This is a genomic window from Brevundimonas diminuta ATCC 11568 (assembly GCF_000204035.1).
Classification (GTDB): domain Bacteria; phylum Pseudomonadota; class Alphaproteobacteria; order Caulobacterales; family Caulobacteraceae; genus Brevundimonas; species Brevundimonas diminuta.
Window position 1 is genome coordinate 2,488,289 of sequence record NZ_GL883086.1, and the last position, 10,491, is coordinate 2,498,779.

Genomic DNA, 10,491 nt, shown 5'->3' on the forward strand with positions numbered 1-10,491 from the left:
CCTCGGCGTGGGCGAGGTTCGCCTGGGCCTGGGCCTGGGTCACGGCGGCGGCGCGGGCGGCGATCGTGGCCTGTTCCTGCTCGGTCCGGGCGTCGACGTTGGCGACGGCGGCGGTCAGGGCCGCCAGATTGGCCTGGGCCTGGGCCAGGGCGGCGCGGGCGTCCGCGTCGTCCAGCCGGACCAGCACCTGACCGGCCTCGACGCGCTGGTTGTCCTTGACCAGGACTTCGACCACCTCGCCGCCGATGCGCGGGCTGACGGCCACGGTGTCGGCCTGGACGAAGGCGTTGTCGGTGCCTTCCCAGCGCTGCTTGCCCTGCCACCAGACCACGCCGCCGATAATCAGGCCCAGGCCGACGACGCCGGCGACGATCAGGGGCAGGCGCTTCTTGAGCGGGGCGGGGAGGGCCATGGGGGAGACAGCTCGCTTCGATTTCACGCGTAAAATGGACGGAGCGGTCCAGAATACAAGGCGCGACTGCGATTTTTTGTCGCAGCGTCGCGAGCACGCGACATTGACGCCGGGCGCGGGGGAGGCGAAGCGGGGGCATGGCTCCGTTGAAATCCGCCTCCCGCCAGAAGAAGGCCGTTCAGAAGGCCGGGCTGGCCCCGCCGCCGGGCAAGCGTTCGCGCCAGCCGAAGAAGGCCCCCGTCGGCGCCGTCATCAGCTGGCCGCCGGATGAGGATCGGGTGGAGGAGATCTTCGTCCGCCTGTCAGGCGTCATGCCCGATCCGAAGACCGAGCTGGATTTCGTCAATCCCTACACCCTGGTGGTGGCCGTCGCCCTGTCGGCCCAGGCGACCGACGTGGGGGTCAACAAGGCGACCAAGGCCCTGTTCGCCGTCGCCGATACGCCGCAGAAGATGCTGGCCCTGGGCGAGGAGGGGCTGATCCCCTTGATCGCCTCCATCGGCCTTTACCGCACCAAGGCGAAGAACGTCATCGCCGCCGCCCGGATGCTGGTCGAGAAGCACGGCGGCGAAGTTCCGCTGAACCGCGCCGACCTGCAGGCCCTGCCCGGCGTCGGGCGCAAGACCGCCAGCGTGGTGCTGAACGAACTGGGGATCGAGCCGGCCATCGCGGTGGACACCCACGTCTTCCGCGTCTCGCACCGGCTGGGCCTGGCCAATGCGGCGACGCCGGACAAGGTGGAGGTCCAGCTGCACCAGGTGGTGCCCGAGGCCTGGCTGCCCAAGGCGCACCACTGGCTGATCCTGCACGGCCGCTACACCTGCCTGGCGCAGCGGCCGAAATGTCCGGGGTGCGTGATCTCGGACCTGTGCCCCTCACGCGCCAGCTTCATGGGCGTGTAGGCCTAACGCTCCAGCCGCGCCCGCACCGCCTGACCGAAGCGGGCGCCGGCTTCAGGCGCGGCGGCCAGGTAGAAGTCCGGCTCGATGAGTTCGGCCTCCATCAGCACCCATTCGCCGTCGTCGTCCTTGGTCATGTCGATGCGGGCGTAGAGCAGGTCTTCGTCGATGACGGCCAGGGTGCGTTCGGCCAGATCGAGCGCGCCCTGGGGCGCGGCGTCCAGCGCCTGGTATTGTCCGCCGTACTGGGTCTGGATGCGGAACTCGCCCGCCGCGCCGGGGCGCTTGTTCACGACGTGGCTCAGCTCGCCGCCGAAATAGAGCAGGGAGGTCTCGCCCTCGGTCTCGATGGCCTTGAGATAGGGTTGGATCATCGTCCCGCCGACGGGGGCGTCGGCCAGGGCCGCGTCCAGCAGGTCGCCCGCCGCCACCCGCAGGGTGCGCCAGGCGCCCCCCGAGACGGTCGGCTTGACGATCAGGGTTTCGGCGCCCGTGGCGGCGAAGGCGGCTTCCAGAACCGCAGCGTCGACGTGGTCGGCGAAGATCGTCTCGGGCACGGCGACGCCCTTTTCCGCCAGGCGGGCCAGATAGCGTTTGTCGGCGTTCCAGCGCAGGGTCGCGGCCGGATTGGCCAGGGGCGCGCCCGCCTCGGCCCAGGTCGTGCAGGCCTGGACCCAGCGGTCGTGATGCTGATGATAGCCCCAGACCAGCAGCGGCAGGACCAGGGGGAAGTCCATCAGGGCGCGGGCGTTCTCGACGTGATCGGTCCAGGGCGTCGGCCGCGCCGTGATCCTCGCCGTCGCCAGCGCCTCGCCCAGCCGGTCCAGCACGCCGGGCCACAGGGTCGAATAGGTGGGATCGGCCGGATCAGGGGTCAGGACGGCGACGTCGGTCATGGGCGCGGCTCCGCAAGGCCCAGCGGGGCCGTGTGCAACTGGTCCATCGGCTTTAGGCCGCCGCCGGATCCGCGTGAAGGGCCGCTTTTCGTACGACGGCGGGGCCGGCGCTCTGGCGCGCGGCGGTCTCGCCCGCTATGGGGCGCGAATGACCCAAGTCCTGCCCCCCTTCGCCCACAACGCCCGTTTCGACGTCTGCGCCCTGGGCAACGCCATCGTCGATGTCCTGGCGCCGTGCGATGCAGCCTTCCTGGAAGCCAAGGGCCTGATCCCCGGTTCGATGCAGCTGGTCGACGAGGATCAGAGCGCGACCCTGTATGACGCCATGGCGGCGGGGGTCGAGGCCTCGGGCGGTTCGGCGGGCAACACCGTGGCGGGCGTCGGCTCGTTCGGCGGGCGCGCCGCCTATATCGGCAAGGTGGCCAAGGACACCCTGGGCGAGGTCTTCAGCCACGACATCCGCGCCGTCGGCGTCCACTTCGACACCCCCGTGCTGGAAGACGGCGCGGGCAAGGGCTTCGGCACCGGCCGCTGCCTGATCAACGTCACGCCGGACGGCCAGCGCACCATGTGCACCTTCCTGGGCGCCGCCAACCAACTGACCACGGCCGACGTCGACGCGGGCGTGATCGGCGACAGCGCCATCGTCTATCTGGAAGGCTATCTGTTCGATCCGGCCCCGGCCCGCGCGGCTTTCGAGGCCGCCGCCGCCGCCGCCCATGCGGCGGGCCGCAAGGTCGCCATCACCCTGTCGGACAGCTTTGTCGTCCACCGCTGGCGCGCCGAACTGCTGGCCTTCATCGAGACCTCGGCCGACATCGTCCTGGCCAATGAGGCCGAGCTGCACGCCCTGTTCGAGACCGAGGACTTCGACCACGCCGCCGCCCACCTGGGCCGCATCGTCGAGGTGGCGGCCGTGACGCGCGGCGCCGCCGGTTCGGTGCTGTTCCGCGGCGGCGAGCGGGTCGAGGTCGCCGCCTATCCGGTCGAGAAGGTCGTCGACACCACGGGCGCCGGCGATCAGTACGCGGCGGGCGTTCTGCTGGGCCTGTCGCGCGGCCTGTCCCTGGCCGAGGCCGGGGCTCTGGGTTCGCTGGCCGCGTCGGAAGTCATCGCCCACTGGGGTCCGCGTCCGATGGTCGGACTGAAGGATCTGGCGGCGCAGCACGGCCTGAGCCTCTAAGAGCCGCGACAAAGGGTCGGACGCCGCGCCCGCTTGCCGTGGGGCGCTGGGCCGCGTAATCGGCGGCCCATGTTCGGCCTCGCCAATCCCGACCGCTTCATGCGCTTCACCGGCCCCTTGGTGCCGGTGTTGTGGATATGCGCGCTCGGCCTGCTGCTGCTGGGGACGTGGTTCAGCTTCGCCGCGCCGGGAGACTATCAGCAGGGCGACACCGTCCGCATCATGTTCATCCACGTTCCGGCCGCCAGCCTAGGCCTGATGGCCTATGGGGCGCTGGGCGTGTCCAGCTTCTTCGCCCTGGTGTTCCGCCATCCGCTGGCCGATGCGGCGGCGCGGGCGGCGGCCGTGCCGGGCGCGGCCTTCACGGCCCTGGCCCTCGTCACCGGCTCCCTGTGGGGCCAGCCCATGTGGGGGACGTGGTGGGTGTGGGACGCGCGCCTGACCAGCGTGCTGGTGCTGTTCCTCTTCTACCTCGGCTACATGGCCCTGCGCGCCTCGATCGACGATGAGGCCAAGGCGGCGCGGGCGGCGGCGGTGCTGGGCCTGGTCGGCCTGATCAATCTGCCGATCGTCAAGTTTTCGGTCGACTGGTGGAACACCCTGCACCAGCCCGCGTCGCTGCTGCGGTCGGGGGGGACCAGCGTGGACCCGGTCTTCCTGCCTGCCCTGCTGACGATGATGGCGGCCTACGCCGTGTTGTTCGGGGCGATCTGGCTGACGTCGATCCGCACCGAGGTCCGTCGCCGTCGTGTTCTGACCCTTCGCGCCCGCGCGGCGCTGGAAGCCTGATGGAGGCGCTTCGTGCTTGATCTGGACATGAGCCCCTACGGCGCCTTCGTCTGGCCCGCCTGGGGGATCAGCGCCGTGGTGCTGGCCGCCCTGTCGGCCCGCGCCCTGATCGCCGCCCGTCGCTGGAAGCGCGAGCTGGCCCGGCTGGAGGCCGCCCGCAAATGAAACGCTGGCTGGCTCTTGCGCCCATCGTCGTCCTGGCGGCGCTGGGGATCTTCCTGATGACGCAGATGGACCGGATGGCGGGCGATCCCGCCGCCGGGCCGACCTATAAGCCGGACGCCCTGGTCGGCCAGCCGATCCCGCAGACGACGGTCCTGCCCATTCTGGTCGACGGCAAGGCCGGCAGCGACCTGCTGGATTTGAAGACGGCGGGGGTCGGCAAGCCGATGATCGTCAACCTGTTCGCCAGCTGGTGCGCGCCGTGCCGCCTGGAGCATCCGCATCTGATGAAGTTGAAGGAGCAGGGCATCGCCGTGGTCGGCGTGGCCTATAAGGATGATCCCGTCGCCACCGACGCCTTCCTGGAAGAGCTGGGCGATCCCTATCGCCTGGTGCTGGTCGACCGCGAGGGACGCGCCGGGCTGGACCTGGGCGTGTCGGGCGTGCCCGAGAGCTTCGCCGTCGACGCCTATGGGACCATCGTCGCCAAGTCCTCGGGGCCGATCCTGACCGACGCGGACCTGAAGAAGCTGACCGACGCCCTGAACGCTCCGGCGCGTTGAGGCGATCGCGCGAAACAGGGTGAATCGCGCATTAACCATATCTAGACGAAGCGCGGGCATCCTCAGCCCATGTCCGCGATTTCGTCCGAGCGGCCGGCCTTTCCGCCCCAGGCGGGCGGTGCGGCCCACGCCCTGAGAACGGCCCAGTCGGCCTTCTTCCGCCAGGCCATGGGGCTGGCGGCGCCGATTGCGGCCGAGGAGACGGCGCGACCGGTTGCAGTGGTTTCCGCGCCGATCGAACAGACGGCGCCGACGTCGCGCCTGCAACGCCCCGGCTCCCTGCTCGACATTCGGGTTTAGGGCGCAGCCTCAATACCCCGCTCATCCCGGCGGAGGCCGGAAGGGAAGGACTTAGCCTTCAGCCGCGCCCTTGAGCGGGACCACGACGGCGTCGGCCTGATCCTCGGTCTGCGGTTGCTCCACGACCGGCTCGCCCTTTTTCTTCTTCTTGCCGCGGCCGTCGGTCTTGCCGTCGCCCTTGCGGGCGGCTTTTTCCGCCTTCTTGGCGTCCTTGGCGGCCTTCTTCGCCGCCTTGATGTCGGCGCGGGCCTGTTCGGGCGCGGCGTCGGCGGCGTCTGACAGGCTGCACAACAGGTCCAGGAAGCTGTCGCGCTTGGACTTGGGCAGCAGGCCCATGATCCGCTTGTCGGCGGCCTCGACGCGCGGGCGGGCGGCCAGCAGCGCGGCCTCGCCCTCGGGCGACAGGCGCACGGCCTTGGCGCGGGCGTCCAGCGTCGAGCGTTCGCGCTCCAGCAGGCCCTTGGTCGTCATTCGCGCCACCAGGTCGGCCAGGGTCGAGCGATCGATGCCGGTGGCCTTGACCAGGTCGGTCTGCGTCAGGCCCGAACGGGCGGCCACGGCCTCCAGCACGGCGAACTGGCGCTGGGTCAAGCCGTCCGGCCCGGCTTCCTCGGCGTAGATGTCCAGCGCCAGCTGCAACGCGCGGTGCATCAGATGGCTGGGCGATTCCGCCAGCCCGCCCTTGATCTTCGCCTGCTTGCCCGACTTGATCATCGTCTTCGTCCCCGAACAGCCCGATACCGGCCGTGGCCGGATGATGCTGCAACAGCTAACAGCCCGGCTTAACGCTTTGACGACGTTAAGGCTGACGGTTTGAAGACATTTAAGCGGGCCTACCGCGCGTTCGCGCTGCTTGAGGCCTTTGTTTGGCGGGCCTACCGGGCTTCGCCCTACTTGAGGCCTGGGAATGGATGGTCGAGTCCCTCTATGTCTCCGTCATCCTCGGGCTTGACCCGAGGATGACGAAAGGTGTCGGGACGACCGTCAGAGACCCGTGTCGGGGGAGACGGGGCCGCGTTCCTCGTCCTTGGTCATGTTCTTTAGGATCAGCGGCACCTGGGACAGGCCGAAGATGGAGGCCGCGATCCACAGCACGCCGCGGAAGGCCGTCCAGACGCCGTTGGGATCGGGCGTCCCCAGGTTCAGCGTCGACCAGATGGCGGTGACGGCGGTCGGGCTGCGGAACACCTCATTGGCGATGGCGACGGCCAGGAAGTAGAGGCCGTAGCGGAAGGTCAGCTTGCGCCAGGCCTCGTCCGTCACCTTGATGGCCGAACCCAGCAGGGCCTTGAACGGATACTTCTTCAGCGGCAGCGAGCCCAGCAGGACGGCGGCCAGCAGGCCGTTCTGCACCGTCAGCTTCAGCTTCACGAACAGGTCGTCGTCGGTGACGATGGTCAGGATGCCGAACACCAGGGCGAAGCCGCCGGTGATCAGGGGCATGGGCGCCAGGCGCCGCTCCAGCACGAAGCCGACGGCCAGGGCGATGATCGAGGCGATGACCAGAACCCAGGTCGCCTTGATCATGTCGCGGGTGATGAAATAGGCGGCCATGAAGGCGACCAGGGCGCCGAAGTCGACGGCCTGACGAATCCACTGCGGACGCTTGGTTTCGGTCGCTTCACTCATACGCTTCAGTCCTCAAGCCCGACCAGGGATCGGGAAAACGCGCGGGCGTCGAACGGTTGCAGATCCTCGACCCCTTCGCCGACGCCGATCAGCTTGATCGGGGCGTCCGAGGCCTGGGCCACCGGCACCAGGACGCCGCCGCGCGCGGTGCCGTCCAGCTTGGTCATCACCACGCCCGAGACATAGGCGGTGCGGCCGAAGATCTTTTCCTGCTCCAGCGCATTGCGGCCGACGGTGGCGTCCAGCACCAGCAGGGTCTCGTGCGGGGCGTCGGGGTCGACCTTCTTCAGCACGCGCACGATCTTCAGCAGTTCGTCCATCAGGGTCGACTTGTTCTGCAGCCGCCCGGCCGTGTCGATCAGCACGACGTCGAAGCCTTCTTCCTTGGCCTTGGCGAAGGCGTCGAAGGCCAGGCCGGCGGCGTCGGCGCCGTCGCGGCGGCTCTCGAAATGGGCGCCCGCGCGGTCGGCCCAGACCTTGAGCTGTTCGCGGGCGGCGGCGCGGAAGGTGTCGCCGGCGACGATCATCACCTTGGCGCCCTTGGCCGTCAGGTCCGAAGCGATCTTGCCCAGGGTCGTGGTCTTGCCCGAGCCGTTCACGCCGACGAACAGGACGACATAAGGCTTGGGCCCCGACAGCGGATCGAACGTCGCCTGACGCGGCGTCAGTTCGGCGGCGACGGCCTCGGCCAGCGCCTGCTTGATCTCGCGTTCGTCGGAGGTCTTGCCGAAGCGCAGCTCGCGGAACCGCTCGACGATGCGGGCCGAGGCGGCGGGACCGAGATCGCTCTCGATCAGATGCTCTTCCAGCCGCTCCAGCGCCTCCTCCGAGAGGGGCTCTTTGACGAAGGTCGAGACGACCTGATCGGTCATCTGTTTCGAAGACCGGGACAGGCCTTCGCTCAGCCGCTGGAACCAGCCTTTTTTGGGCGTATCGCTCATGACGTGAGCCTTAGCCGACAGCGGTTCGCAGGTCACTACAAACCGCTCATCCCGGCCGACGCCGGGAGCCAGTGCTTTGGCTTCGCGGCGCAACCCTATATTGATCGGGAAGGCCGCAAGGTCTGTGCCTATGGCTCTCACTGGCTCCCGGCGTCGGCCGGGATGAGCGGAAAATAGATGGCGAAGTCTGAGACGCATTCCTTCCACGCCCCGCGCAGCCACGGCTTCGTGCGCGTCGCCGCCGCGACCCCGGTGGTCCATGTCGCCGATCCGGCCGCCAACGCCGAGGAACACGAACGGCTGATCCGTCAGGCGGGCGCGCAGGGCGCAGATATGCTGGTCTTCCCCGAACTGTCCTTGAGCGCCTACGCCATCGACGACCTGCACATGCAGGCGGCTCTGCTGGAAGAGGTCGAGCGCCGGATCGCGCGTCTGGCCGAGGTCGCGGACGAGGCGGGCGTCATCGCCGTGATCGGCGCGCCGATCCGGAACGGCGACGCCCTGTTCAACTGCGCCGTGGTGCTGGGCGGGGGCGAGGTGCTGGGCGTGGTCCCGAAGAGCTATCTGCCCAACTATCGCGAATATTATGAGAAGCGCTGGTTCGCGCCCGCCGCCAGCCGCAGCGAGGACGCTGTCGTCCTGAACGGTGCGAGCGTCGATTTCGCGCCGGGCCTGATCTTCGAGGCGACGAACCGTCCGGGCTTCGTCTTCGCCGTCGAGATCTGCGAGGATTTCTGGGCGCCGCAGCCGCCCTCGACGCGGGCGGCGCTCGCGGGGGCGCGCATCCTGTGCAACCTCTCGGCTTCCAACATCGTCATCGGCAAGGCGGACGAGCGCGCCCTGCTGTGCGCCAGCCAGTCGGCGCGCACCCTGTCGGCCTATGTCTTCGCCGCCTCGGGCTGGGGCGAGAGCACCACGGACCTGGCCTGGGATGGTCAGGCGACCATTCATGAACTGGGGGCGCGGCTGGCCGAGGGCGAACGGTTCGCCCTGCACAGCCATCTGACGATCGCCGACGTGGACGTGGACCGCATCGGTCTGGACCGCCTGCGCAACGGCACCTTCGCCGACTGCGCGCGGATTGAAGGCGAGGCCGCGACGGTGGTCCCGTTCGAGGCGGGGGAGGGGCCGACCGGCGCCCTGATCCGTCCGCTGGACCGTTTCCCCTTCGTGCCCGACGACGCGGCACGTCTGGATCAGGACTGCTTCGAGGCCTTCAACATCCAGGTCCAGGGCCTGATGCGACGGATGACGGCGACGGGGTCGAAGACCCTGGTGATCGGCGTCTCGGGCGGGCTCGATTCGACGCAGGCCTTGCTGGTGGCCTGTCGCGCCTTTGATCGGCTGGAGCAGCCGCGCACCGGCATCCTAGCCTTCACCATGCCGGGGTTTGCGACGTCGGACGGCACCAAGTCCAACGCCTGGGCGCTGATGAAGGCGCTGGGGGTGACGGGGGCCGAGATCGACATTCGCCCCGCCGCCGAACAGATGCTGCGCGACATCGGCCACGCCTTCGCTGATGGTCAGCCGGTCCACGACATCACCTTCGAGAACGTCCAGGCGGGCCTGCGCACCGACTATCTGTTCCGCCTGGCCAATCAGAACCACGGCTTCGTGCTGGGCACCGGCGACCTGTCGGAACTGGCGCTGGGGTGGTGCACCTATGGCGTCGGCGACCACATGAGCCACTACAACGTTAACGGCGGGGTGGCGAAGACCCTGATCCAGCACCTGATCCGCTGGGTGGCCGAGCGCGGCCTGGTCGGCGAGGCGGCGGTTCCGACGCTGCACGCCATCCTGGCCACGGAGATTTCGCCCGAACTGGTGCCGGCGGGCGCCGATGGGGCGATCCAGTCCACGCAGAGCATCGTCGGCCCCTATGCGCTGAACGACTTTTTCCTGTTCTACATCAGCCGCTTCGGCCTGAAGCCGTCCAAGGTCGCCTATCTGGCGCATCAGGCCTGGGGCGATGCGGCGACGGGAAGTTGGCCGGTCGGCCTGCCGCAGGGCGAGCGCGTCGCCTATGACCTGCCCACCATCAAGGCCTGGCTGCGCAAGTTCCTGATCCGTTTCTTCCAGACCAGCCAGTTCAAACGCTCGGCCGTGCCGAACGGGCCGAAGGTGGTGACGGGCGGATCGCTGTCGCCGCGCGGCGACTGGCGGGCGCCGTCGGATTCCTCGGCGCGGGTGTGGCTGGACGAACTGGACGCCCATACGCCGGGCTGATGCGCGCGGGGGTTGAAACGACCTGCCTGGGGTTTACCCGCCCGCACGGCGCGGGTTAGCGTTTTCTTCTCCCCGCCCTCTGTGAGCCTGACACACCCGGTCGTGCGGGAGAGCCCGGATCTGTCCGGGTCAGCCTTGGGCTGAGCGTTCGGGGCTGAAGAAGGATACGCCATGCGTTTTGCAACGGCCGCCGCCCCGACCGCCATTCTGGCCGCCCTATTCCTGACCGCTGCGTCCGCCCTGGCGCAGGACGCCTCTCCCGCGCCTGCCGCCGCAGCGGCAGCCGGTGAACCGACCGACGCCGAACTGACCCAGTTCGCCGCCGCCATGAAGACCGTCCAGAGCGTGGCCGCGACCGTCCAGAACGGAACGCCCACCGAGGACCAGCAGGCCCAGATGGCCGCCGCCGTGCAGAACTCGGGCCTGGCCGTCGAGCGCTTCAACGCCATTTCGGCCGCCGTTTCGGCTGACCCGATGCTGCAGGCCCGCGC

12 protein-coding genes and 1 pseudogene are annotated in these 10,491 nt (G+C 69.1%); 8 read left to right on the top strand and 5 right to left on the bottom strand.

Annotated features, from left to right (window positions below):
• A pseudogene (locus tag BDIM_RS15995) lies at window positions 1-412 on the bottom strand (biotin/lipoyl-binding protein); the annotation flags it as partial.
• A 137-nt stretch (window positions 413-549) separates the two neighbouring features.
• Between BDIM_RS15995 and nth the strand changes: the two are divergent.
• Entirely contained in the window at window positions 550-1,314 is a 765-nt protein-coding gene (gene nth / locus BDIM_RS16000) for an endonuclease III (RefSeq protein ID WP_050796767.1), read from the top strand.
• A gap of 2 nt (window positions 1,315-1,316) precedes the next feature.
• Here nth and BDIM_RS16005 read toward each other — a convergent pair whose 3' ends face one another.
• Entirely contained in the window at window positions 1,317-2,207 is an 891-nt protein-coding gene (locus tag BDIM_RS16005; protein WP_003166602.1) for an ATP-grasp domain-containing protein, read from the bottom strand.
• Between the two features lie 148 nt (window positions 2,208-2,355).
• On the opposite strand from BDIM_RS16005, the gene BDIM_RS16010 reads away from it, so the two are divergent.
• The 5 genes from BDIM_RS16010 (at window position 2,356) to BDIM_RS16030 (ending at window position 5,204) form a co-directional block, all read left to right on the top strand.
• The gene (locus BDIM_RS16010) at window positions 2,356-3,390 is read left to right on the top strand and encodes an adenosine kinase (RefSeq protein ID WP_040347262.1); all 1,035 of its coding nucleotides are present in this window, start codon (window positions 2,356-2,358) and stop codon (window positions 3,388-3,390) included.
• Window positions 3,391-3,459: 69 nt separating this feature from the next.
• Window positions 3,460-4,179, top strand: a complete 720-nt coding sequence (gene ccmC, locus BDIM_RS16015) for a heme ABC transporter permease CcmC (protein ID WP_003166604.1) — start codon at window positions 3,460-3,462, stop codon at window positions 4,177-4,179.
• A 12-nt stretch (window positions 4,180-4,191) separates the two neighbouring features.
• Window positions 4,192-4,344 (top strand): heme exporter protein CcmD, encoded by a 153-nt coding sequence (gene ccmD, locus BDIM_RS16020; RefSeq protein ID WP_003166605.1) that lies wholly within the window; start codon window positions 4,192-4,194, stop codon window positions 4,342-4,344.
• Window positions 4,341-4,904, top strand: coding sequence for a DsbE family thiol:disulfide interchange protein (locus tag BDIM_RS16025; RefSeq protein WP_003166606.1), 564 nt, complete (start codon window positions 4,341-4,343; stop codon window positions 4,902-4,904). Before ccmD ends, BDIM_RS16025 begins: the two co-directional genes overlap by 4 nt.
• Before the next feature lie 69 nt (window positions 4,905-4,973).
• Complete coding sequence (locus BDIM_RS16030) at window positions 4,974-5,204, top strand: hypothetical protein (RefSeq protein WP_003166607.1); 231 nt, start codon at window positions 4,974-4,976, stop codon at window positions 5,202-5,204.
• Window positions 5,205-5,255: 51 nt separating this feature from the next.
• Here BDIM_RS16030 and BDIM_RS16035 read toward each other — a convergent pair whose 3' ends face one another.
• The 3 genes from BDIM_RS16035 to ftsY all read right to left on the bottom strand — a co-directional run bounded on the left by BDIM_RS16035 (window position 5,256) and on the right by ftsY (window position 7,774).
• Window positions 5,256-5,918, bottom strand: coding sequence for a MarR family winged helix-turn-helix transcriptional regulator (locus BDIM_RS16035; RefSeq protein WP_003166608.1), 663 nt, complete (start codon window positions 5,916-5,918; stop codon window positions 5,256-5,258).
• A gap of 270 nt (window positions 5,919-6,188) precedes the next feature.
• Window positions 6,189-6,833 (bottom strand): inner membrane-spanning protein YciB, encoded by a 645-nt coding sequence (locus BDIM_RS16040; protein ID WP_003166610.1) that lies wholly within the window; start codon window positions 6,831-6,833, stop codon window positions 6,189-6,191.
• A 5-nt stretch (window positions 6,834-6,838) separates the two neighbouring features.
• The gene (gene ftsY / locus BDIM_RS16045; protein ID WP_003166611.1) at window positions 6,839-7,774 is read right to left on the bottom strand and encodes a signal recognition particle-docking protein FtsY; all 936 of its coding nucleotides are present in this window, start codon (window positions 7,772-7,774) and stop codon (window positions 6,839-6,841) included.
• A 177-nt stretch (window positions 7,775-7,951) separates the two neighbouring features.
• On the opposite strand from ftsY, the gene BDIM_RS16050 reads away from it, so the two are divergent.
• A complete protein-coding gene (locus tag BDIM_RS16050; protein ID WP_003166612.1) occupies window positions 7,952-10,000 on the top strand; it encodes an NAD(+) synthase in 2,049 nt (682 codons plus the stop codon).
• A gap of 171 nt (window positions 10,001-10,171) precedes the next feature.
• A partial coding sequence (locus BDIM_RS16055) for a DUF4168 domain-containing protein (RefSeq protein WP_040346450.1) occupies window positions 10,172-10,491 on the top strand: 320 nt, incomplete at its 3' end.

Coding starts and splice junctions, on each gene's coding strand:
- ccmC (WP_003166604.1), top strand. CDS start 3,460: ATGTTCGGCCTCGCCAATCCCGACCGCTTCATGCGCTTCACCGGCCCC.
- ftsY (WP_003166611.1), bottom strand. CDS start 7,774: ATGAGCGATACGCCCAAAAAAGGCTGGTTCCAGCGGCTGAGCGAAGGC.
- BDIM_RS16010 (WP_040347262.1), top strand. CDS start 2,356: ATGACCCAAGTCCTGCCCCCCTTCGCCCACAACGCCCGTTTCGACGTC.
- BDIM_RS16050 (WP_003166612.1), top strand. CDS start 7,952: ATGGCGAAGTCTGAGACGCATTCCTTCCACGCCCCGCGCAGCCACGGC.
- BDIM_RS16005 (WP_003166602.1), bottom strand. CDS start 2,207: ATGACCGACGTCGCCGTCCTGACCCCTGATCCGGCCGATCCCACCTAT.
- BDIM_RS16035 (WP_003166608.1), bottom strand. CDS start 5,918: ATGATCAAGTCGGGCAAGCAGGCGAAGATCAAGGGCGGGCTGGCGGAA.
- nth (WP_050796767.1), top strand. CDS start 550: ATGGCTCCGTTGAAATCCGCCTCCCGCCAGAAGAAGGCCGTTCAGAAG.
- BDIM_RS16025 (WP_003166606.1), top strand. CDS start 4,341: ATGAAACGCTGGCTGGCTCTTGCGCCCATCGTCGTCCTGGCGGCGCTG.
- BDIM_RS16030 (WP_003166607.1), top strand. CDS start 4,974: ATGTCCGCGATTTCGTCCGAGCGGCCGGCCTTTCCGCCCCAGGCGGGC.
- BDIM_RS16040 (WP_003166610.1), bottom strand. CDS start 6,833: ATGAGTGAAGCGACCGAAACCAAGCGTCCGCAGTGGATTCGTCAGGCC.